This window comes from Variimorphobacter saccharofermentans, assembly GCF_014174405.1.
GTDB classification, from domain to species: Bacteria; Bacillota; Clostridia; order Lachnospirales; family Lachnospiraceae; genus Mobilitalea; species Mobilitalea saccharofermentans.
This window is the reverse complement of the sequence record NZ_JACEGA010000001.1, coordinates 2394323-2419041: the sequence shown is the minus strand read 5'-3', so window position 1 is coordinate 2419041 and position 24719 is coordinate 2394323. Positions and strand designations below refer to the sequence as shown.

At 35.7% G+C, this 24719-nt stretch carries 21 protein-coding genes; 17 read left to right on the top strand and 4 right to left on the bottom strand.

Going from position 1 to position 24719, the window contains the following annotated elements:
* The first annotated feature begins 65 nt into the window (after positions 1-65).
* The 3 genes from H0486_RS10630 to metF all read left to right on the top strand — a co-directional run bounded on the left by H0486_RS10630 (position 66) and on the right by metF (position 3879).
* Complete coding sequence (locus H0486_RS10630) at positions 66-644, top strand: zinc ribbon domain-containing protein (RefSeq protein ID WP_228354417.1); 579 nt, start codon at positions 66-68, stop codon at positions 642-644.
* A 98-nt stretch (positions 645-742) separates the two neighbouring features.
* A complete protein-coding gene (gene metE / locus H0486_RS10625) occupies positions 743-3019 on the top strand; it encodes a 5-methyltetrahydropteroyltriglutamate--homocysteine S-methyltransferase (protein ID WP_228352980.1) in 2277 nt (758 codons plus the stop codon).
* Positions 3016-3879: a methylenetetrahydrofolate reductase [NAD(P)H] gene (gene metF / locus H0486_RS10620; RefSeq protein WP_105367867.1), complete on the top strand. Its 864-nt coding sequence runs from the start codon at positions 3016-3018 to the stop codon at positions 3877-3879. Before metE ends, metF begins: the two co-directional genes overlap by 4 nt.
* A 33-nt stretch (positions 3880-3912) precedes the next feature.
* On the opposite strand, the gene H0486_RS10615 is transcribed toward metF, so the two are convergent.
* Positions 3913-4839, bottom strand: a complete 927-nt coding sequence (locus tag H0486_RS10615) for a LysR family transcriptional regulator (RefSeq protein ID WP_023062511.1) — start codon at positions 4837-4839, stop codon at positions 3913-3915.
* Positions 4840-4997: 158 nt separating this feature from the next.
* Between H0486_RS10615 and ymfI the strand changes: the two genes are divergently transcribed.
* From ymfI to H0486_RS10590, 7 genes are all read left to right on the top strand, one after another.
* A complete protein-coding gene (gene ymfI / locus H0486_RS10610) occupies positions 4998-5732 on the top strand; it encodes an elongation factor P 5-aminopentanone reductase (RefSeq protein ID WP_105367868.1) in 735 nt (244 codons plus the stop codon).
* Between the two features lie 675 nt (positions 5733-6407).
* Positions 6408-6542 carry a hypothetical protein gene (locus H0486_RS18335; protein WP_267023715.1) on the top strand — a complete coding sequence of 45 codons (135 nt, stop codon included), beginning with the start codon at positions 6408-6410 and terminating at the stop codon, positions 6540-6542.
* A 226-nt stretch (positions 6543-6768) separates the two neighbouring features.
* A complete protein-coding gene (locus tag H0486_RS10605; RefSeq protein WP_267023714.1) occupies positions 6769-7704 on the top strand; it encodes a group II intron reverse transcriptase/maturase in 936 nt (311 codons plus the stop codon).
* 535 nt (positions 7705-8239) lie between these two features.
* On the top strand, positions 8240-8881 hold the full coding sequence (locus H0486_RS10600; RefSeq protein ID WP_228352978.1) for a GNAT family N-acetyltransferase: 642 nt from the start codon (positions 8240-8242) through the stop codon (positions 8879-8881).
* 56 nt (positions 8882-8937) lie between these two features.
* A complete protein-coding gene (locus tag H0486_RS18770) occupies positions 8938-9117 on the top strand; it encodes an aminoglycoside 6-adenylyltransferase (protein WP_408647599.1) in 180 nt (59 codons plus the stop codon).
* Positions 9118-9572: 455 nt separating this feature from the next.
* Positions 9573-10463 carry a helix-turn-helix domain-containing protein gene (locus H0486_RS10595; protein ID WP_228352977.1) on the top strand — a complete coding sequence of 297 codons (891 nt, stop codon included), beginning with the start codon at positions 9573-9575 and terminating at the stop codon, positions 10461-10463.
* Between the two features lie 182 nt (positions 10464-10645).
* Positions 10646-11080 (top strand): GNAT family N-acetyltransferase, encoded by a 435-nt coding sequence (locus H0486_RS10590; RefSeq protein ID WP_228352976.1) that lies wholly within the window; start codon positions 10646-10648, stop codon positions 11078-11080.
* A gap of 203 nt (positions 11081-11283) precedes the next feature.
* Here the strand turns inward: H0486_RS10590 and H0486_RS10585 are convergent, their stop codons facing one another.
* Both H0486_RS10585 and H0486_RS10580 read right to left on the bottom strand, forming a co-directional pair.
* A complete protein-coding gene (locus H0486_RS10585) occupies positions 11284-12093 on the bottom strand; it encodes a hypothetical protein (RefSeq protein WP_228352975.1) in 810 nt (269 codons plus the stop codon).
* A complete protein-coding gene (locus H0486_RS10580) occupies positions 12033-12332 on the bottom strand; it encodes a hypothetical protein (RefSeq protein ID WP_228352974.1) in 300 nt (99 codons plus the stop codon). The genes H0486_RS10585 and H0486_RS10580 overlap by 61 nt, the downstream gene beginning before the upstream one ends.
* A gap of 146 nt (positions 12333-12478) precedes the next feature.
* On the opposite strand from H0486_RS10580, the gene H0486_RS10575 reads away from it, so the two are divergent.
* The 3 genes from H0486_RS10575 (at position 12479) to mgtE (ending at position 16403) form a co-directional block, all read left to right on the top strand.
* The gene (locus H0486_RS10575) at positions 12479-13396 is read left to right on the top strand and encodes a hypothetical protein (protein WP_228352973.1); all 918 of its coding nucleotides are present in this window, start codon (positions 12479-12481) and stop codon (positions 13394-13396) included.
* Positions 13397-13651: 255 nt separating this feature from the next.
* Entirely contained in the window at positions 13652-14353 is a 702-nt protein-coding gene (locus tag H0486_RS10570) for an MBL fold metallo-hydrolase (RefSeq protein WP_228354416.1), read from the top strand.
* 715 nt (positions 14354-15068) lie between these two features.
* Positions 15069-16403, top strand: a complete 1335-nt coding sequence (gene mgtE, locus H0486_RS10565; protein WP_228352972.1) for a magnesium transporter — start codon at positions 15069-15071, stop codon at positions 16401-16403.
* 172 nt (positions 16404-16575) lie between these two features.
* On the opposite strand, the gene H0486_RS10560 is transcribed toward mgtE, so the two are convergent.
* Positions 16576-19152, bottom strand: a complete 2577-nt coding sequence (locus H0486_RS10560) for an ABC transporter substrate binding protein (RefSeq protein ID WP_228352971.1) — start codon at positions 19150-19152, stop codon at positions 16576-16578.
* 313 nt (positions 19153-19465) lie between these two features.
* On the opposite strand from H0486_RS10560, the gene H0486_RS10555 reads away from it, so the two are divergent.
* The 4 genes from H0486_RS10555 to H0486_RS10540 all read left to right on the top strand — a co-directional run bounded on the left by H0486_RS10555 (position 19466) and on the right by H0486_RS10540 (position 24571).
* A complete protein-coding gene (locus tag H0486_RS10555; protein WP_228352970.1) occupies positions 19466-20632 on the top strand; it encodes a M28 family peptidase in 1167 nt (388 codons plus the stop codon).
* Between the two features lie 163 nt (positions 20633-20795).
* The gene (locus tag H0486_RS10550) at positions 20796-22673 is read left to right on the top strand and encodes a family 43 glycosylhydrolase (RefSeq protein ID WP_228352969.1); all 1878 of its coding nucleotides are present in this window, start codon (positions 20796-20798) and stop codon (positions 22671-22673) included.
* Between the two features lie 53 nt (positions 22674-22726).
* Positions 22727-23572 carry a pirin family protein gene (locus H0486_RS10545; protein WP_228352968.1) on the top strand — a complete coding sequence of 282 codons (846 nt, stop codon included), beginning with the start codon at positions 22727-22729 and terminating at the stop codon, positions 23570-23572.
* A gap of 51 nt (positions 23573-23623) precedes the next feature.
* A complete protein-coding gene (locus tag H0486_RS10540) occupies positions 23624-24571 on the top strand; it encodes an SGNH/GDSL hydrolase family protein (RefSeq protein ID WP_228352967.1) in 948 nt (315 codons plus the stop codon).
* The last annotated feature ends 148 nt before the right edge of the window (positions 24572-24719 follow it).

Genomic DNA, 24719 nt, shown 5'->3' with positions numbered 1-24719 from the left:
AATGTGTGCATATAAGTAAGAATGGAAAGAAAAGAAACTATAGCAACAAGCATCCTTTATCACAGATGGTCTTTTGCGGCAACTGTCATGAAATATTCCGCAGGGTTCATTGGAATAACCGAGGAAAGAAATCAATCGTATGGAGATGCGTCAGCAGATTGGAAAACACCGGTTTGTTTTGTACCGCTTCCACTATACTTGAAGATACGCTTAAAGAGAAAATTGTAGAGGCCATCAATGTAGCGGTCAGCGGAAAAAACTCTTTTCTGGCTATACTGAAAAAGAATATTGAAACCGTATTAAGCGAGGATTTGGATGAGAGTACAGCAGATATTGATAAAAGGCTGGAAGAACTCCAAACCGAGTTGATCCAAAAAGCAAATTTAAAGGAAGAATACAATAATATTGTCAATGAGATTTACCGACTACGGGATTTAAAGCAAGAAACCCTTTCAAGAAACGCTCTCCGTCAAGATAAGCGGGATCGGATAGCTGAGATGACGGACTTTCTTAACACGCAAACCGGTGATATTACGGAGTTCGATGATAAACTGGTTAGAAAACTAGTTGAAAAAGCAACGGTATATGATGACAGGTTAGTGGTGGAGTTCAAGTCTGGGTTAGAAATTAATGTGCATCCATAGTTGTAAACTATGACTAAGAATAAATATTAGATATTACTTATGACTACGATTTTTGTGATAGTATTTTTTAAGTAGACTAAGATGAAAGGAAGAGAGTTATGAAAACATCTGTTATAGGTTACCCAAGAATTGGAACTTTAAGAGAGTTAAAATTTGCGGTAGAGAAATATTTAAAAAAAGAACTGACGAAAGAAGAACTGCAGGCTATAGCCTCTAAGTTGAGAGAAGAAAATTGGAAAGTTCAAAAAAACAACGGAATTGATTTTATAACTTCAAATGATTTCTCATTTTATGATAATCTATTGGATACTGCTGTTTTATTGAATATCGTCCCAAATCGATACAGACAACTCAAATTGGATGCCTTAGACGAGTATTTTGCTATGGCGAGAGGCTATCAGGGAGATAAGGGTGATGTAAAGGCTTTGCCCATGAAAAAATGGTTTAATACAAATTACCATTATATAGTGCCTGAAATTGATGACGATACCGAAGTTTTACTTGTAGGGTCAAAGCCATTTGATGAGTATGTGGAAGCAAAAAATTGCGGAATTGAAACAAAGAGTGCTATTATTGGAGCTTTCACCTTTTTAAAGCTTGTTAAATTTACAGGTAAAAGAACGGTTGAGGATTCTATAGCTGATATTGCTCGTGCATATTCAGATATTCTGAATAAATTTAGTGTTTTGGGTGCCGGGTGGGTTCAGTTTGACGAGCCAGCTCTTTGTATGGATTTATCTGAAGAGGATATAGTTCTTTTTAGCAAAATTTACGAGAGAATTCTTTCAGAAAAGAAAAATACGAAGGTGCTTTTGCAAACTTATTTTGGTGATATAAGAGATTGTTATAATAAAGTTGTTACTATGCCGTTTGACGGAATCGGTCTTGATTTTGTCGAAGGAAAAAAGACATTGGAACTTGTGAAGAGTTTCGGATTTTCGGAGAATAAAACGCTTTTTGCAGGCGTTGTCAATGGAAAGAACATTTGGAGAAACAACTATTCTAATACTGTGAATTTGATCAGAGAATTGGGTGAATACTGCAATGAGATTGTATTAAGTACATCTTGTTCTCTTATTCATGTCCCATATACTCTAAAAAATGAGAGCAGCCTTTTTCAGGAGTATAAAAAACATCTTGCTTTTGTTGAGGAAAAGTTAACGGAATTGTCAGAACTGAAAAAAATACTATCATGCAGCGATCCTGCTTCAACGGAGGAATATGTTGATAATCAAAAGCTTTTTAATTTACCAAGGAATTGTGAAAATACAGCTGTTCAGTCAGCTGTTTCCGGGCTATCAAAAGATGATTTTATCCGGTATCCTGATTCTGGAGAACGCGAAAAAATCCAAAAAGCAGTATTCAATTTACCACTACTTCCCACAACTACAATTGGTTCGCTTCCACAGACAGCAGAAGTGAAAGAGAACCGTTCCAATTATAAAAAAGGGAAGATTACATTTGAACAATATGTAACGTTTATCAAAGGAAAAATTGCTGAATGGATTGCCTTGCAAGAAAAAATAGGTCTTGACGTGCTGGTTCATGGGGAATTTGAACGAAACGACATGGTTGAGTATTTTGGTGAAAACCTTGATGGGTTTTTGATCACGGAAAAGGGGTGGGTACAGTCTTATGGTACAAGATGTGTGAAACCTCCCATAATATGGGGCGATATTTCCCGCTCAAAACCAATAACTGTTGATTATTCTTTGTATGCACAGTCACTTACATCAAAATGCGTAAAAGGGATGCTAACCGGTCCGGTAACAATTTTAAACTGGTCCTTTCCCCGGGAAGACATTTCATTGAAGGATTGTGCATTCCAGATTGCTCTTGCTATTAAGGATGAAGTTCTTGAGCTTGAAGCAAACGGGATAAAAATTATTCAAATTGACGAAGCTGCTCTTAGGGAAAAACTGCCTCTGAGAAAAAGCGATTGGCACAGCGAATATCTTGATTGGGCAATCCCTGCTTTCAGGCTTGTTCATAGCGGCGTAAAACCTGAAACACAAATACACACTCATATGTGTTACAGTGAATTCGCGGATATTATAAAGGATATCGAGAATATGGACGCAGATGTAATTACTTTTGAAGCAGCACGTTCAGATTTGAGTATCGTTGACACACTAAGTGAATGTGGATTTAAGACGCAAGTAGGACCTGGTGTTTATGATATCCATTCACCAAGAATTCCTGGCATTCAGGAAATTAAGAAAGCACTGATTAAAATGCTTGAAAAAATACCTAAGGAGAAGCTGTGGGTTAATCCTGACTGCGGGCTTAAAACAAGGGGAAAAACAGAAACTGTTGCCAGTCTTGAAAATTTGGTTATTGCAGCAAAAGAAATTAGAAGGAGTTTGTCAGTATGAAAATATGTGAATTATTTCAAATGAAAAAGGTTTTTTCATTTGAAGTATTTCCTCCTAGAAGAATAGACTCTGTCAGTATAATTTATGATACGATTGAAAAGTTGAAAGGCCTTAACCCAGATTTTATTAGCGTGACATATAGTGCAGGAGGAAGCGAGAGCAACACCGATACATTTAAAATAGCCTCTGCCATTAAAAATAATTATGGTATCGAAAGTGTTGCCCATCTTCCTTCCATAAACCATACAAAAGGTGAAGTGCTAAAAATGCTGGAAGACTTAAGAACTGCTGGAATTGAAAATATTCTCGCACTGAGAGGGGATGTTAATCCTAGTTTTAGTCCGAAGAATGATTTTAAATTTGCTAGCGACTTGATTTCATTTATAAAAGAACATGGAGATTTTAATATAATAGCAGCTTGTTATCCGGAAGGCCATTTTGAAAGTCCTTCAATAATTGATGATATCCGCAATCTAAAACGCAAAGTGGATGCAGGCGCAAATCAACTGATAACACAGTTGTTCTTTGATAATAATTATTTCTATTCATTCATGGAACGGGCTGCTATTGCAGGTATCAACATTCCTATTGAGGCGGGTATTATGCCTGTTGTGAACAAGAAGCAGATTGAAAGAATAGTTGCCCTTTGCAGAGTAAACCTCCCTAAAAAATTCCTCGCTATTATGAATAGATATGAGAACAATCCGGAAGCCTTAAGAGATGCTGGAATTGCCTATGCTGTTGACCAGATAATTGATTTGATAGCACAGGGAGTCGATGGAATACACCTATACACAATGAACAATCCATACATTGCTCATAGAATATATGAAGCAATAAATACGTTGCTTGTTGCATGAATGATGCCTCTGCTTAATTGGAAGCAGAGGCATTTATATTGACTCTATACTATATCCATATTCGCAAATCCACTTTTTTAATTTTGAAATATACTCAATGGCCAATGGACTGAGATGAGTCTTTTCGTTTGCAATCCAGCCAATACGCATTCGTTCATCTGTTATAAGTGGCACGGAAATAATATTATTCCCGTTGAGATCCCTGCTCAAAACACCTGAGCAGATGGTGTATCCGTTTAACCCTATCAGTAAGTTGAAAAGAGTGGCACGGTCGCTGACATAAATTGTTTTCTTTCTGGGAATAGTACTAAGGAGTTCTTCTGAAAAATAAAAAGAATTATAGGTTCCTTGTTCGAAAGCAAGAAACGGGTAATTATTTAAGTCTTCCAGAGTAACTGTTTCATTCTTGGCGAGAGGATGCTTCGAGCTGATAAAAACGTGAGGATCAGCTTCAAAAAGAAGATTAAATACCAAATGGTTCTCCTTTAGTATTTTATTAAGGACTTTCTCATTAAAATTACTTAAATATATAATTCCGAGCTCACTTCGTAGATTTTTCACATCTTCAATAATTTCGTACGTTCTTGTCTCACGAAGGGTAAATTCATATTCATCAATATCCAAATCCAAAAGCAATTCAACAAATGCGTTGACAGCAAAAGCATAATGTTGGGTAGATATTGAGCAAAGTTTTTTCGAAGGTTTCTTTCCCATATATCGCTGTTCCATAAGTTCCGTTTGTTCTATGATCTGTCGTGCATAAGAGAGAAATTCAGCGCCATCATCTGACAAAGAAATCCCTTTTGCTGTGCGGTAAAATATTTCTATCCCAAGTTCTTTTTCAAGATCTTTAACAGCCGCTGAAAGACTAGGCTGTGTAATAAATAGTTGTTTGGCGGCTTCGGTAATTGAACCACATTCGACGATTTTAATAATATATTTTAGTTGTTGGAGTGTCATAGCATCACCTTGCCATAGTTTTTTTCTATAATTATATGCTATAATTGTATTATAGTCAATGGCACTTGATAGTTTAGTATCTTTGGATAAGATATGCCTAATGGTAAAACAGAGCATAATTTGCAGTGTTATAGTACGGGAGGGGAAAAGGATTATCTATGAATAAAACTGTTTTAATTACAGGAGCTTCAAGAGGAATTGGAAGGGAAATAGCAAAGCTCTTTGCCGCTAATGATTATAATGTTGCAATTAATTATTTCAAAAGTGAAGAAGAGGCAGAAAAATTGTATCTTCATCTGCGTGATGAAGGATATAGTGTTATTAAAGTACAGGGGGATGTAAGTAACAGAATTCAGGTCGATAGTATGATGAATATAATATATAATCGTTTCGGCGATATTGATGTTCTAGTAAATAATGCCGGAGTTGCACAACAAAAACTATTTACTGATATATCTGAGGATGATTGGGATTGGATGTTTAATGTTAATATTAAAGGGATGTTTAATTGCTGCCAAGCTGTATTACCAAAGATGATAAATAATAAGCGGGGAAAAATAATAAATATTTCGTCAATATGGGGATTAACAGGTTCCTCGTGTGAAGTACACTATTCTGCGTCCAAGGCCGCTGTTATCGAATTTACCAAAGCATTAGCAAAAGAAGTGGGTCCCTCAAATATTCAGGTAAATTGTGTTGCTCCAGGTATTATTAAAACGGATATGATTACACATTTAAACACATCGATAATAGAAAAATTAAAAAGCGACACACCATTAGGGATATTAGGTACACCTAGAGATATAGCCGAAGTGGTTTTGTTTCTTGCATCAAGCAAGGCAGATTTTATTACGGGACAAATAATTAGCCCTAATGGTGGATTTGTGATTTAGATATTTTATCTGATTCACATTTTAATTATTGATATGTTCCCACGAACAGTGCTTTCTCAAAAATGACCGAAAAACCATTGACATGTTCCCACGTACAGATGCTATAAAAAATGCCCCACAGACATCAATTCCATCAACTCGATCCATGTGGAGACAGTGGTTTTGATGTGTGCGTCCAGCTAAGCTGGCAAATGCTAGCAGGTGAAAGTCCTGCAGTGGTAAAGGTAGGGCAGCCACTTAGTCAGTAACCAGCGTATGGAGTAATCTATGCGTTGAAGCGTTATGGAATGTTCCGAATGGAGCAGGCAAACTGGCAGGTTGTAACATAAAGTGAATACTGCCGAACCGTTATTTACATTCCCGAAAGGGAACAACAGGGAGTCGAGCTGCGACATCAACAGCGAAGACAGCAGACGGTATGAAGAACCCTAAATGCAATACCTAAGAACCCTGCGGTGTAGAGGTAACGACACGTCAGGAAAGTATTTGCTGGAACTGGAGAGAGCCTACTTTGCACAGGAAATTGTAAAGAGGAAGCATATTAGCAAAAGCGAAGTTGCTTTCTGCAAAGAGGCGGTCAGAAGTGCTCATAGTACCAAGGATTGTACTGACAACAAAACTGTGCATAGGGAAGGGGCACAACTTTATTCAAGTCTGTAAAGGAGATAGGTACCGGTGATTACCAATAAAGCTATAAAACCCATGAAAAAGTACGAGACTTTCAAAACGGACTATACCTTACAGCCAAAGCTGACCGAAAGAGAAGGTTCTATGCGTTGTATGACAAGATATACCGTAATGATATCTTAAAAGAAGCATGGAAACGGGTAAACAGAATGGTGGAACAGGCGGTATTGACAAAGTCAGCATTGATGATGTGAAAACGTACGGCGAAGAAAAACTGCTGGGCGAAATAGCGGAAGAATTGAGGACTGGGAAGTACCGGTGTAAGCCTATCTAACGAAGTTATTATTCCAAAACCGGATGGTAGAAAAGAGCATTGGGGATACCTACGATTAAGGACAGAATAGTACAGATGGCGGCAAAGATAGTGATAGAGCCGGTGTTTGAAGCAGATTTTCAACCCTGTTCGTATGGATTTAGACCGAAACGAAGTGCTAAACAAGCAATGGACAAGATATTTGAAGTTTCCGACAAAGGTGGTGCACTATGGGTAATAGATGCTGACATAAAAGATTATTTTGGTAGCATCAATCATGATAAGCTACTTTTGTTGGTCAGACAAAGAATAACTGACCGTAGAGTGTTAAAGCTGATAAAAGGCTGCTTAAAAGCGGGAGTATTGGAAAACGGTAGGTACAGTGAAAGTACACTGGGAGCACCGCAGGGAGGAGTTATTTCTCCACTGTTATCCAACATATATCTGAATTATTTTGATGTGTATAGGAATAAAGCCTTTGGACATCTGGGGGAATTAGTGCGTTATGCAGATGATTTTGTGATATTGTGCAAGAGGTTATCTCATGCAGAAGAAACCTTTCGCGCTGTGAAGTGGATAATGGAAAAGCTGGAATTAACACTACATAGTGAGAAGACAAGGCTAGTTGATATGTATTTCGGAAAGGACAGTTTTGATTTTCTTGGCTTCAATAATAGATTTCAGCGTTTTAGAAATAAAAACTGGCAGTTGTATTGGACGCTACAACAGATACCGTCTAAGAAGGCTATGAAGAAAATGAGGGCTAACATAAAAGAGGTGTTTGCCAGTCCAAGCAAGCTGCTGTTAAGTATGGAAGAGATGGTGAAGCTACTCAATCCTAAAATTATTGGTATGAGACACTATTATACCAGAAGATTTACCAGACCATGGTTATGGAAGATAGATAAGTATATCAGTTTCAAGTTTACTCGGTGGTACAATCGGAAGAAACAACGCAATTATAGGCTAGGAAATGCAGCAAATGTCAGAGAATTGACAAAACAGGCAGGACTAGCAAGTATGTGCGGCTGAATGCTGAAGGAAGAAGAATATCGGAAAGCCGTATGCGGGAAAACCGCACGTACGGTTAGATGAGGGGACGGTGGTAACCCCACTGTTCTACTCTAACACGAAAAGATAAATAAATATGCCTTACATGGCTTGAAATCATGGGCTTCAAGACTTTCTGTATTTAATAATGATTGGATTGAAGCCTTTTTATAGATATGATTGAAAATAATTGGTAGATGCTGTAAAATGGATTAGTATAAATTCTGAGGGAGCGAGCGGTATATAAAGAGTATAAAATCTGTATGGAGAATAATTTTTGTTTCAGTAGTAGCATTGTTTCTACCAGTTATAATTAATTATATATTATTACTACCGGGCTCATATATAGATGGAAACTCATTGGCCGGAGGTATCTTCTTAACTGTAGTTTTCTATTCTATGCAAACAGTAATAGCTAGCATCAGTAACACGCAAGTAGTATGTATTTAAGAAAGTGATTCGTGTTTGTTACAAATAGTGAAACTTATAATAATAAATTCTAATTAAGGTGAAGGCTATGGAAAATGAAATTCCGGATAAAAATTTATTTATGATGTGCAAAAAAATTAATACCAGTGCCCTATCAAAATTAACTGATGAGTATCATATTAGAGCATGTAGAAGAAAGGAATTAGGTATTTGGAAAGGGATGCCCTTTGATGACAGGGAAACCGCAAAAGAATATGAATACTTTATGACTAAATATTTCGAGGATGTCTATAAAGATAAGGAAAGCTTGTTTTTTGATAAGTGTTTATACGTTTGTGATAAAAATGATACTCCTATCGGAACATGTTTTGCATGGAAAGCTTATGATAAAATAACTACCATACACTGGTTTAAAGTTGTTAAAAGCCTTGAGGGATTAGGTATTGGGAGAGCATTACTTTCTTTTGTTATGAATGATATTAAAGAGATGGATTATCCCGTTTACCTCCATACACAGCCATCCAGCTTTCGTGCAATAAAATTATATTCCGATTTTGGTTTTGAAATTTTAACTGACCCAATCATAGGATATAGACAAAATGATTTTGCTGAATGTATGCCTATTCTAAAGAAATATATGCTACAAAAAGATTATGAAAAATTGCGGTTTGCTAAAGCTCCAAAGACTTTTCTCGAAGCAGCGATGTCATCAAAAATTAATGAATTTTAGTTGTATTATTATAGCTTCATTTTCTTTCACTAAAGTGAACTAAATGAAAAATTCAATTGAACAGGGCAAATTTATGCTTTTCTCATTATGACAATGAGGATATGATTTCTGCGTTAATATCGACTTATGAGTTATTTAGTGAAACTGCGAATATAGTAGCCAATTATTGTAATTATTCTTATCCATATGAAGCAGATATATATGTTGGTGAAATTCTAAGACAATATATGGTTTGAAAAAGATTATGACAGAACTCAAGGAGAACCATGTTCGCTTATTGATAGTAGTAATATTCCTATGCTACTCATACAGAGTTAACATGATGGATTGATTGATTTCTCATGTGCTGAATTTTTTTATAGAAAAGCAGAAGAATTGGGAAATGAGTGTGAGATATATATTGTGGAGGATAAGAAAAATACTCATTTTTGGTATAATGCAGGTATGTTTTTAGAAACTAGGGAGTAAAACAAGAGTTTAAATAAGCTAATATTTTGGATAGAGCAATTATAGAGAATTTAATTATGGGGCGGAAGGTATTAGGGTTTATATCTGATGTAGAGGCGTTCTTATGACCTTGGACGGGATTGATTTCATTCATGAGCTTTATCCATTATACAAAATGGGGCATGAAATGAACAGCAAATTAAGTCTTTATTTGCTATACTCCAAGTTGAAAGGAGATGCTAATATGTCATTTGCATCTGATTTTGAAAGTGCGATTGAATACATCGAAGAAAATCTGGCCGGTGATATTGATTTGAATACAGCGGCTAAAAAAACGAAATGCTCATCATATCATTTCCAAAGGATGTTTTCCTCTCTAATTGGTATTCCATTATCTGAATACATCCGCAGAAGAAGGTTAACATTAGCTGCCTTTGAGCTTCAGAATTCTGATACGAAGATTACAGATATCGCATTGAAGTATGGTTATGAAACACATTCCTCTTTCACTCGCGCTTTTCAGTTGATGCATGGTGTGACGCCGTCAAAAGTGCGCGCAAATCGCGTTCCACTCATGGCATACCCGCCGATCTCTTTTCAATTTATTCTAAACGGGGGTGAAGCGATGCAATATCAAATAGTTGAAACACCGTCCTTTAAATTGTTTGGAATGGATGCTGTTCCGATAGACGATTGGGATCCTAAAAAGTTTGCCGAACATGCAGACAGAGTAATTGAAAATGGCAGCCATGATGCAACGAATATTGCAGCTGGATTTCCAGGTAAAGCACGGGAAATGGTAGCAAAAGGTGAGTGGGATGTTTCAAATATACACTTACTTCATGCTATTCATTTCTGGGACGAAGCAGGGAACAAATACTTCATGTATGGATGGGAAATGCCGGATACGGGAGTAAGTGAACAGTTTATAATATTAGACGTACCGTTAACAACATGGGTTATTGTAACTATTCCACTTGATGGAGATCGTTCTGTAATAGTTAAATGTTACAATGATCTATATGTGAACTGGTTTCCGACATCTGGATATGAACAAGCACCAGGGCGTCCAGTCATTGAAAAATATGATAATAAAAAAGCGGAGCTTTGGATACCGATTATAAAGAAGCAATAAAGAAGATGATAAGCCTGCTGTTCATGAGATTTCTGAATGGTGGGCTATCATTTTAAATTAATATTTATGGTGCGTTAGCATTATAAGTATTAAAAAGAAATGAAGATGTGTTATGAAAAAATAGTTATTTATTTAAACGGGAGGGAGCAAAAATCTTGCTCTCCTAAAAAGTGGAGGTTAATATGATAAGAAAATTTGAGGAATCGGACTTAGAGTCATGTGCAAGAATACTCATGTCGGTCTACAATAATGAAACATGGGAATGCTTTTGGTCTTTTGAGAAAGCAAAGGAATATCTCAAAGAAATTATCGATTTTAAAAACTTTATTGGCTTTACTTTGCTAATTGATAATGAAGTAAAAGGTGCGATACTTTGCCGTGAAAAAACATGGTGGAACAACAACGAAATATTTGTTGAGGAGATGTTTGTATCACCTGAGCAGCAAGGAAATGGATATGGAACCGCTCTTTTGAATACAGTTGAAGGCTACATAAAAGAAAGAGGATTAGCTGGATTTACTTTAACTACGAATCGTTATTCGCAAGCGCCAGGTTTTTATCATAAAAACGGTTTCTGTGACGGAGAGCATGTTCTGTTTATGTACAAAGTAATCTAAAATGTATGTATGTGAGCGCCATGATCTATGGCGCTCATAATTTATATAATAGCCCTTCATCAAATAACACATTTTTACCCTGTGTTAAGAGGTGACCTATATCATGTGCTCCCTTTAATGTATCGAGTGTTTATCTCACTTGTATACCTTGAAGGGAGCATTCGTATCGTTAAGTAATTATTATTTTTATTATTTATTGATACTTATTTTTCTTTTACAGCTTCTCTTATGGTCCAGGCTTCCACGCCCTCATATAGACCTTCTAGTATAAGAACTTTAGTAACAGTAATCTTTTCTTCCATAATCGCTACTTTAGTACCTCTGGAGACATACGCGATCAGTCCCTTGTTAACCATATTTTCGATGGCAGCTGTATGACCTTGATCAACAGATTTTAAGAAATTATCCAAATCATTTTTACTATTGGCTATTACAACAGAACCGGAACCATATTCTAAAGTGGCGTCATAATCAATATAGGGTGAAGTATAATCATTATCTGTTATATCATCTAATTTATTATCATCTTTATAATAATCTTTATAATCATCCTTATTTTCTTCTTCTAGAGTATAGAATTCATCAACATCAATTTCTATTAAAGCAACATGTTCTTCTGAAATCCCGTATTTATCAGCAATTTCTTGACAGAGTACATTATAGTTTATATCCAGGTAATTATCATCTATATATTCTACAATATCCTTTTTTTCTTCTATGGTTAAGTTCCAATAATTCTCCTCTTCTTTAATAGCTATTTTTGATAACTCAGAATAGGAGTCTCCAAGCAGATTTTTTGCAAAGGTAACTACCTCTTTTGCATAGGGACCATCATAATTAGGGTCTATTTTTGCGGCTTCTTTTTTTCCTGACTTTCTGGAACTCTCATCCTCTAAGATATCTGCTACATAATAATAGTTACAAGCTCTGATAAAGAAAAATAAATTCTTAATCACTTCATTGTCATGGTGCTTATAATAAATATCTCGAAGCTCTCCATAGGAAAAACCCACACCGAGTCCTTCCTTTTCATATTTTTTATAACATTCCTCAAATAGCTGTAAAAACTTCTCCTCATCGGCGGATACCTTTGGTGTAACGATTTCTGTAGGGGGGGGATTTCTGTAATATCTTCAGGAAGAGTAGATACTTGGGGAAGAGCAGGCTCTTCTGGAAGAATTGGTTCTTCTGTTCTACATGATGCAAAGAAGCATAGTAAAATTATTAATAATCCTACAATATTTTTTTTCACAATGTTACCTCCTTTCATAATACGGTTCCCCAATATTTGAGTTTATATTTATTCAAACTCTTACACACATGCTTTCATAGATATGAATTCTATGGTATCATTTATATAATATCGAATGAGTATTTATCTTGATTGGAGGAGATAGAATGGCAGAAAATAAGGATTCAATGATTCAGGAAGAGAAAAAAGAGGATAATGTGAAAGCTCCGTGGCAGGATGAAATGGCACCGGGGGATTTTATAAGTAATTCACCATCTTATACTCCGGGAAAGTATTTTTCTCTATACGAGAAATATGTTTTTCCATGTGATACGGTAGGAGATATTACTTATTATTTGTATGACCCGGTGAAGAATGGAAAGGATGCGTCAAAACAGTATCCATTGCTGGTGTTTTTCCACGGAGCAGGTAATTCACTGGTTGGGGAACTCTGCATAAACTATTGTGGTGGCGAGTTGTATGCTTCCGAAGCTTATCAGGAAAGCATGGGGGGAGGTGCTTACATCCTCATTCCAGTCGCAAATGAGAAGAGAATGCCAGAAGGTAATATGGAAGGTGGATGGTGTGATGACTATATTACACCATGTATGAATTTGATTGGGAAGATAAAGTCAGAGATAAAAAATATATCAAAGACTATCATTTTTGGTAATTCCAGAGGAGGATCATTTATTTGGGAACTTCTTATGAAATCACCGGACGAATATGACGGATTTGTACCTATGGGAGCAAGCTATGCGCCAAATAAAGATGAAATTGATCTATTAAAATCCAAAAAAGTCAAGTTACTTCTGACCCATGGCAGAAGAGATGAACTTGTTCCGTTTGATGAATTTCTTTCATGTGTGGAAGAAGAACTTCAAAAGATGGAAAACTGTATATGCTATTTCCCAGAGTGGGTTAGAAATTCAGATGGAGGAGTTGCATCAATCAATTTTGGTGTCGAAATGGGGCAGCACTGTATTGTAAATGCAGTACACTCAAATCTGATATTCGATGACGGACGGGCATATGATGAGAGGCTGCCAGAAGGAGTGACTGGTTGGATCCGTAGCATCCTGTAATAGTATTTATCAAAACACAGAAATCTGGAGGACAAGTAGTAGTGCATGTCCTTCAGGTTTCTTGCTTTAATAAGTTTACATTGTAGCGACAGTGACATTATGTAAGCCAGAATTAAAGATCAGAAAAAGAATAATTATTAACCTATGTTAATGATAATAAAGTTCTCTAACAGTATACTTATGGTAAAGTATGGCAAAATAATACTTCATGTCATACATACATCTGTTAACGAAAAGGACGTGTAAATATTGAAAATGATTAATATTGGAAATAGGATAGCAAATAATTATCTTTTACTGACGCCAAAAGGATGGCTTGCTATTGATACCGGGTATCCTGGAGGTTTTAGAAGATTTGTCAATGGACTTGCTGCTCATTCAATTGACATTTCAGACATAAATTATATCTTTTTAACTCATGCTCATGATGATCATGCGGGTTTTCTCGGAGAATTAATGAATGCAACGGATGCACAGTTGATTGTTCATACTCATTTCGTGGAAAGGCTATTGAGCGGTCATAATCAACGGATAGGAGGTTGCTCCGGGGTATTGGCAAAAGTCTTTGTAGAAAGTATGCGTCTTGTTGGCAAAGGGAAGCATGAGTTTCCAGCGATAGATGTGTCTAAGCAGGCAACTATTTGGGATGGTACCACTCAACCGTTAATGGAACAGGATATCCCTTTAAAAATACTGGCACTTCCGGGTCATACATCAGATTCCATTGGCCTTTTATCTGAAGATGGTGAGTTATTCTGTGGAGATGCAGCAATGAATGGTTTCCCAAGTGTAAATCGGAATATAATATGGATTGAAAATCTGGATGATTATTGCAATTCATGGGATATAATGATTAAAGCGAAAGCCAGGGTCATATATCCTTCACATGGGAAGCCTTTTTCTTCGGCGGACTTGGATAAGTATCGCCCGTATTTACAAAAAATTGTTTTACGTTAGTTTGAATATATAGCCTAAATGTAACGCTGAATTAGCATGATAGTAAAAATCATTAGCAAGATATAGACGACTATATAAATTAATATAAACCTATACGATAGCTAGAAGAGCCTTTTAAAATATCATTAAACAAGTAAGCAATAGGTATAACTGCTAACAAGGACTAAATTGATTGACATTTATATGTATACAATGTAGAATGAATTTGAAATTCTTTCAAATTCATAACTTGAATAAATGAGTTATTTAAAGGATTTTGTCAAGTTCATATTGGAAGGTTGCTTTGGAAATATATAAATATTCGGAGGTAAGAAGAATGGAATCAGATAGTAGTAATGAACTATGGAGAATAATGCATTTAATAATGTGAATATAGAACTGGCATACGATATCCTTCTCTAGTAAGGATATGTTAAGAACTACTTTCTTGTTCTCATTTTATGCATTTCTCTAAATGTAATATTCGTGTTATTTCCCCTATCAAATATTAATTAACTCAATATTGATTATAGAAGGTATATATTATTTATAGTACCTTTGGCCTTTATGCTTTTCTCTAATATCCTTATTTTAATAAGCATAGATTTACAAAAGAATTGGAGGTGGTAGTTATGGATTCTGAACCTTTACCAAGATATATAAATAAAAAAAATAATGAACCAAATGCCATAACTACCGATTGGATAGAGTGGCATTATTAAAGGAGGACTATACAATGAAAGAATTGATTCTTAATCTTATTGAGCAGGGTAAATATGCCGATGTAAGAGAAAAAATTGTACACATGAATGTAGTTGATATTGCACAACTTTTTGAAGAGTTAGATCATCAGAAACTTATAATAGTATTTAGGATACTGCCTAAAGAGATTGCATCAGGTGTTTTTTCTTATATACCTAATGAACTGCAAAAATTCATTATTGAGTATATTACAGATAAAGAAATTAAGAATATTCTGGATGAACTATTTTTTGATGATACAATTGACTTTTTAGAAGAAATGCCGTCAAACATAGTTAAGAAGGTTATTAAAAACACTGATGAAGAAACAAGGAAACTAATCAATCAATTTTTAAATTATCCTGAAGATTCAGCTGGCAGTATAATGACAATAGAGTTTGTTGATCTGAAAAAGGAAATGAGTGTAAGACAAGCAATACAGCATATCAAGGAAACAGGGGTAGACAAGGAAACAATTAATACTTGTTATGTTATTGATAACAAAAGAAAGCTTGAAGGAGTCATATCAATAAGAAAATTAATATTAAGTGAAGATTCAATAATATTGAAGGACATAATGGAAAGAGATGTTGTATATATAAACACTTATGATGATCAGGAAAAAATTGCATCGTTATTTAAAAAATATGACTTCCTGTCAATGCCAGTAGTTGATCAGGAATGCAGATTAGTTGGAATAGTGACAATAGATGACATTATAGATATTATAGATCAGGAAAATACTGAAGATTTTCAGAAGATGGCTGCAATACAGCCTTCAGAAAAAGAATACTTGAAAACTAGTTCACTGGTATTAGCAAAGCATAGGATAATCTGGCTCTTAATCTTAATGATTTCTGCAACTATTACTGGAAGAATTATTAGAAAATATGATAATGTATTACAGTCGGTTTTGGTACTTACATCATTTATTCCAATGCTCATGGACACAGGTGGAAATGCGGGCTCTCAATCATCAGCCCTCATAATAAGAGGATTAGCATTAGGGGATATAAATCTAAAGGATGTTTTAAAAGTTCTTTGGAAGGAGATCAAAGTAGGCTTCCTTGTTGGCTTAGTTTTATCTTCTGTTAATTTTATTAGATTATTTTGTTTTGAAAAGACAGAATTGTTAATATCTGTTACTGTAACTATCACCTTGTTTTTTACAGTTTTATTTGCAAAAGTTGTAGGTGGGATATTACCAATTATGGCTAAAAAACTAAGAATCGATCCTGCAATTATGGCAAGCCCATTGATAACTACTATTGTTGATGCTGTAGTTCTTATTATCTATTTCTCAATTGCTACTTGGTTATTAGGCATATAAATTAAGACATAGAGTTAATAAATATCGTAGTTGCGTTTATGCTATGCAAATATGAAACTGCCCGATAGATTAGATCGGGCAGTTTCGTTCTTTTTCATTGTATACTTGAGGGTGACAGTCTACGAGGTACTCGTTCATACACTCTGTATTAATCATTTCGATCTATTCAGATTTATTGGCAATATGGTGGTACCTGACTATCAAGCAGTTCATATATCTTATTCTCCGGAATCGGTCTGCTAAATAAAAATCCCTGAATTTTATCACAATCATGTCGAATTAAATAATCAAGTTGATTTTGATGCTCCACACCTTCTGCGATAACACACATTCCCATGTTTTTTCCGATTGAAATGATATGTCCGACAAAATCATCTTCATTTTGACCAACAATATAATCAATAAAGGTCTTGTCTACTTTCAATGTGGTAATCGGTAACTGCTTTAGATAACTTAATGAGGAATATCCTTTACCAAAATCATCCAATGCTATTTTGACCTTGTTATCACGTAAAATTTGCAACCTTGGTGTAACAATTTCGAATGATTCTATTAATATTGATTCCGTAATTTCTAATTCAAGAAGTTCTGGCTCTATTTGATATATACTCAAGGTTTCATTGACGAAGTCAATGAAGTCTGCCTGTAGAAGCTGAAGTATTGATATATTAACGGATACGGTCAAGTCTGAATACCCGTTTTCCTTTAATCGTTTTAAAAAATCACATGCATTTTGCAAGACTAATTTTCCTAATGGAATTATAAAATGTGTATCTTCCGCTACTTTGATGAATTTTAATGGAGATACAGAGCCTAGAACAGGACTATTCCATCGAAGTAATGCTTCAAATCCACTAATTTTATTCGTTCTAATATCCAATTGTGGTTGATAATAAACTTGAAATTCATTATTATCAAATGCATTCTGTAAATGTTTCTCTATCGCTACCCTTTCAGTAAATGCTTCGTTCATCGTTTGATCATATACCATATAATTTTTTCTTCCGGCTTCCTTAACATGGTACATAGCGATATCAGCATACTTTAATAACTGTTCTAATTCATTACTATGATCCGGGTACAAAGCGATACCTATACTTAGGCTAACATGAAGATTACTGCCTAAACTATCAAAATCCTTTAAAAAATTCGTAAGCAGAAAGGAAGCATATTCTTCCGCCTGCTTTTTGTTATCAATATTATTTAATATAATGATAAATTCGTCTCCGCTTAATCGATATAAAGAGCAGTTTTCTTTTAGTAAAGCTGTTAATCGATCACTTACATTAACAATTAATTTATCACCAAAAGCATGTCCTAAGGTATCATTGACATATTTAAAATTATCTATATCAATGAATAATAAACCTGCTTTTTTGTTCTCTGCTTCAAAAATATACTTAGCGTGTTCGTACAGAGAGAGTTTATTCGGTAGTCCGGTAATGGAATCGTGGTAAGCGAGGTATGTCAGTTTTTCTTCACTTAGTCTTATTTTCTCATTTATTTTTGTTATTTCATCGTACTGAAGCTTCATTGCTTCATCAGAAGCAGACAGCTCTTTATAAAGCTGCGTTAGCTCTTCATGACTCTCAGATAGTTTTTGCTTCATTTTCTGTATTTTATAGATATAGAAGAGCAAGCTACTTGCAAATATAAGCAAGACAAAAAATGCAGCAGTTACACCTAAGACTAAAGGTTTATATGTCTCATAAAAAGAAAAGGGTTTATTAATTAGCTCACTATTTTTAGGCAAAGCATTAAGAGGGATATCAAACCTTAATATCTGATTATAATCAAACACGGTTCGAGTAGTATCGGCGATGAAAACAGGCATATTATTTGGATCTTTACCTTCAATAATGCTAATTGCCATTGCTGCAGCATTTTCTCCCTGTAGTCTGCCACTTTGTAATGAACCACCAATAATTCCGTTATTTAATCCGAAATCATATAAGTAGTATAGCGGTACTTTACTTATCTCAGAGATCTCTCTGGTTATATCATCCATTTTAATGATTTTATTATTTACATCGCTAAAATAGGTACATATCATAATTATGCTGTTTTTATCATTTAATTCGCTGGCCTCACGTATCACTTCCTCATACGTTAAATTATTCCACTCAATAATTTCTATATTAGAATCATACTTTTTTATGGCATTAGCAACAATATTTCCAGTAGATAAACCACTATCTGAATTATCATACAGTATATAAATAGTCTTTAATGAGGGATTAATATTTTTTGCAATCTTTAATGTTTCCGTAGGGTCGATTACTTCAAGCACACCAGTAACTCTATCATATCCTTTGGTAATCGTATCCACACCTTCCTGATTAACTCCGCAAAACACAATGGGAGCATCTGAAAAAATCTTAGCTCTATTTTCCAAGGCAAATTGAAGTGCAGCATCGTCTGTAGCTATTATGATATCTATTTTCTTATTTTGATACTTAAACTTATAATAGTCGAACAGATAATCAAGGTTTTCTTTCGTAGGATAATTTTTGCAGTCCATATATTCTACGAAAAGAGAAATATTAGTATCGTAATCCTCTAATTTATCCTTGATACCTTCTGTCTGTTCATCCGTCCATGTAAAGTCCTGAGAGTATGAGTTTAATACAAGTATTTTTATAGAGTTACTTTCTTCCTCTGCATACATCTTCTGTGATAAATGTACACTAAGAAATAAAATTATAACGATGACAGCTACTTTTAATAGTCTTCTCCCTTTTCCTAACATTCTACCCCTCGCAGTCTAATCGTTCTCAATGGTATCAATAGTTATCCGTTGCTTCGTATTAAACTAATATGTATGAAAGATTTTTATCGTGAATAAATTACAATAAATATGATTATTTGTGTTTATATGACAAATTATTATAGTATCATTATAAAGCACAGCCCAGTTATTGCCAAGAGAAATATATAGGATATATTTGCTTAGATATTTTTTGTAACTTCAAAAAGATAAAAAAAGTCGAGAATTTGCCGAAAGGTATTTGCTAGTATTCTATTATCAAAATAAATTCAGTTAAGAAAAGGAGAAACGAAAAATGGAGTTATTAGAAAAAATTGCAAAACCGAGGCCGGTAGGTACTAATCAAAACCAGGAGATTACAGAGTACATAGAAGCATACCTGAAAAGCATAGGATATGCGACGAGTAAGATACCCTTTCAGTGTAAAGTATGGGAATCAAAAGATTCCTATTTAATGATTGATGGAATGAAGTTGGCATTACAGGTAAGCCCTTTTTCAGAGGAATTTCATGGAACAGGAACAGCAATTATTGCAAGAAATATAAATGAACTTCAAAAGGTGGAATGTAAAAACCAAATATTATTATTGACAGAGGAATTAGCTCAAGAGCCATTACAGCCCAAGAATTTCCCGTTCTACTATCCAGAGAATCATAAAGCAATTATTGAGTGTCTGGAAGCAAAAAAACCAAGTGCAATGATAGCCATAACAGGTGGTACAAGTATGAGTGGTATAAGGCCATTTCCACTAATTGAAGATGGGAATTTTCATATTCCTGTAGCCAGCCTGGATAAAGAGATTTTCTTAGAAATAGAAGGTAAAGTATTAGATAAAGAGATGGAACTATCTATAGTTTCAAAAAATGAGATTACTACAGCATATCAGCTGATTGCATCTAGAAAGGTTGCTAATCCTAAAGGTACAATCGTGATTTGTGCTCACATGGACAGCAAGTACAATACGGATGGTGCCCTTGACAATGCATCTGGAGTTGCGACAATGCTTTATGCAGCAAAGGGAATTGAAACCGACAGGTATAATATTGATATTGTTCCGTTTAATTCGGAAGAATACTATGACCCACAGGGAGAACTTTTCTATTTAGAAGAAATACAGAAAAGTAATAAAGAAGTGTCACTTCTGGTCAATATCGACACAGTAGCACATGTAGGATCCAAAGTAGCAGTTGCATCTTTCAATTTGACGGAGAATGAGCAGATGGAATTCGAAAACACAATGAGAAGTTGTACGAACATAGTAAATGGTCAGCCTTGGTACGCAGGCGATCATGCCGCTTTTGCTTATAGCGGAGCAAAATGTATTTTACTTTCTGCATCTGATTTATTTGAAGGATGCCTATCCTATACACATTGTCCGAAAGATACCATTGACCTGGTAGATGCTACGTTAATTGAGAATGCAGCGGAATTTATATGCAAAATTGTGAATGCATATAATTAGATAAAAAGAACGGGAAGAAAGTGATTGGACGAAAGAATAACCGAAGTGCATTTAATAAGATATTCGTGCTATACACCAGGAATAACAATATTAACAATAAACATATAGAAATATTTACTTAAGTACGGTAAAATGGTTTTGAATGGTGTTATTGCAGAGGCATTTGGAGAAGCGAACAACTTTTATTGTAGATAAACAATTGAAAGGAATGGGTAATGATATGAATGAGAAGCAGTTGATGAGCAAGATTTTGGTTTATACAAGAATTCCATCGGATGATTATACGGAATCCTTAAGTAACAGTATCCATTTTGCTTTTTGCAATACAGAAGAAGCAAACTTTGAACCATTAAACCGCAATTATGGTATTCTTTTTGCGAAAGCCACAATAGATGAGCAAAATATCATTCATGAGAAAGGATTGAAGAAACCCTATATATTCCGTTGCCATAATGGTTCCTTCGGAATTGTTGCAATTCGGGTAACAAAAGAAGGAGAGGATGACCAAGAGTTTAAAGGCCATATTCTTCTATGGACCTCCAGTGATCTGATTACTTTTCAAGAAGCTGGACCGATTGATCTAAGAAAAGATATCTATGTAAGATATGTAAGCTGTAATTATTGTGATTCGGAAAGCAGATATGTTATAAGGTGGCAGGGTAGTGATGGACTCTGGTACAGGAATACACTGGATTGCTTATCAAATCCTGCAAGTATATCGGAAGCGGAACGAATAGAAGCGGATTCTTTTGAGATGCCTAGGGTATCGATTCCAGATATTACTCCGGGTAATATTCTTGAAGTTGAGTCATCTGTTGGAGAAGCATTCCGTTCACGCTGGACGCCAATTTATAATACGGAAATTCGAGTACCTGAGCAAATAGCTGTTACATCTAGAGAGGAGTTATCGGGGGTGAATGCCAACGCAATATATTCCGATGGATCAACTACTACAAAGCGGGTGATATGGAATAGTGAAGGAATCGATTTTTCCGTGTCAGGCTCTTATACAGTGAAAGGAAAAGTGGTTCAGGGAAAATATAAGTTCCCCTTAGCCACAGGATATGCTGATCCTGTTATATTACCATGGAATGGGAAGTATTATTTTATTGCTACGAATGACAACAAAAATGATATTGGTATTTATGTAAGAGAATCAGATACAATTGATGGTTTATTTGCTCCTGGATTTCATGAGGTTGTTATTCTAGATCTTCAGAAGGATAAAGGCTTTGAACAGACGTTTTGGGCACCTGAATTTCATTTAATTGGAGGAGAACTATATATTCTGTTTGCAGTGAGTGGAGCAGTATGGGGACCTCAGTGCCATATCATGAAGCTGAGAAAAGGAGGGAACATCATTAACCCTGCTGACTGGGAGGAACCGATTCGTATTAAGAAAATGGATGGAACCTATCTGGCAGAGGAGGGTATCACATTGGATATGACCTATTTTAAGGCGGATGATGTCTCATGCGTTTTGTGGTCTTATCGACATGGAATTGGTACACCCTATGATACAGGGTCCATGATCTATATCGCCACTGTGGATGAGAAGAATCCGACAGTGCTTACCAGTGAACCCGTATTACTAACCAGACCTTTATATGGATGGGAGAATATTCAGGGAACGATTAATAATGAAGGCCCCTACCCATTGATCACCGATGATATGGTGTATATAACTTACTCCGGTGGCGCTGCTTGTGGATATACCTACACGGTTGGACTCTTAAGTATTCCCCGTGGTAGCAATTTCCTGGATGCTGAAGCATGGAATAAGGCCAGTACTCCGGTATTGTCTTATTACTCGATCGAAGGGGTCTACGGACCAGGACATAACTCGTTTTTTAAAGATTATGATGGAAATATAATGATAATGTATCACGGAGAAGTGGAATTAGTACCTTTCGGAACAAGATGCTCAACAATGCACAGAGTACATTTTAACCGACAAGGGGTTCCCGTTTTCGATTTATCTGCAGAACGAGATATGGACAGTTCTTTAGCTGATGTGGTTACAACAGTAATTGTAATATAGATGTAAGATCCACTTATTAGAGGAATATATTCTTTGTTAAGGAGGTTAAGCATATGGAAAGAAGAATCAGTCAACAGGTAAGTGGTTATAGAACAAAGGACGGAGCCGGAGTAAGTCTGGTCAGAGTATTGGGAAACCAAACGGTTGATGTATATGATCCGATTTTAATGCTTGATTCCTTTGACAGTACAAATCCGGATGATTATATAGCGGGCTTTCCCATGCATCCTCACAGAGGGATTGAGACGATCAGTTATGTATATCGAGGATATATGACTCATAAGGATAGCTTAGGTAATGAGGATACCATTGGTGATGGAGAGGTCCAATGGATGACAGCGGGTTCAGGTATTATGCATGAAGAAAAATTACCGGCCGCCGAACGCCTGCTTGGTGTACAACTCTGGCTGAATCTTCCTGCTAAGGATAAAATGGCTCCTCCAGCTTATCACAGTATCAAAAACTCAGATATTCAGGAAATAGATTTTCCTTGGGGTAAGTTAAGACTTCTAGCGGGTGAGTTCGAAGGAAGGAAAGGCTATATGAGCAAATATCTTCCACTAAATTATTACGATTTACAAATCAACCCCGAAGAAGCTGTTATGATGAATACGGAATGCGAGCGCTCTGTCATGGTATTTACTTTATTAGGAGACGCTTATATCAGTGGTGAACTGGTGAAGGAAAAGACAGCGGTAAAACTTACCTCCGGAGACAAAGTTGAGATTATGGCTACAGATAAAAAAGCCCAGGTTTTATTCATAAGTTCCATACGTCTGGACGAACCAGTGGCTTGGGGTGGTCCTATCGTCATGAATTCTAAGGAAGAACTAATCAAAGCCTTTGATGAGTTGAAGAATGGAACTTTTATTCAGGATAATATTTCTTATTTAAGATAGATACAGAGAAGAGAAAATATGTGATAAAAGAATACGAAAGGTGGATATTATATGAAACTATCAAATGAACAGCTGAAGAAGATTTATTACGGAGCATATAGCTTTTGTGAAACTGAGGACGGATATTTACAGTCCTTTCAGTATACACAGCAGCAGATGCAGTATTTTAAGGAAAGTAGTGACTTCTGGTATGATCGGTGTAATGCATCCAGTGCCAAGACATTAGAGTTTCGTACAACGGCAACTAAATTCTCCTTCGAGTATAAATTCATTTGGGTGGGTTCGGAGGACTCCATTGAGCTTGCTATTGATGGATTGATAACCCGAATATATTACGTAAAGGATATGCAGAAAGAGGGGAGAATATCCTTTGATATGCCTGCCGGGGAAAAGAAAGCCATAGTTTATCTGCCGGCTGATGCAACCATTCTGATACGTAATTGTGAGAGTGATGCGGAACTGCTTCCTGTGGAAAAGAAGGAGAAGGTTTTGTGGATGGGAGATTCCATAACACAGGGGTATGGCCCATTACGTTCTGCACATACCTATGTTAGCGTGGCAAACCGCCTACTTAATTATGATATAATCAATCAGGGAATTGGCGGATACATCTATGATAAAAACGTACTTGTAAAAATGGAAGGTTATTCTCCGGATAAAATCATTATCTCTTTGGGAACAAATCAATATGGAACTGAAAGTATGAAGGATATAGAGGAATATTACGAAAGATTATCAGAAGTATATGGTGACAAGCCGGTACTTTGCATCACACCAATCTGGAGAGGGGATTTCCCTGATGAATTTGAGACACTTGTAAAGTTCTGCCAAAAGACGAAGGAGATTTGCTCAAAGTATTCTAATATAACGGTAGTGGAAGGCTTTAAGCTCGTGCCTCATTTACCAGAATATTTTCTGGATAATCTTCATCCCAATGCCCTTGGATCGGAAATCTATGGAAGAAACCTTGTGTTAGCAATAAAGGAAGTGGGTTTCTAAAAGATCTCACTCCTACAAATAATAATGAAAGCCTTGAGGTACTGCCTCAAGGCTTTCATTATTATTTGGGAGATTCGTTAGGTACATTGAATATGCTTTCATTTACAGAATGTTATATATGACTACATGGCTGAACCAAGACACTGTG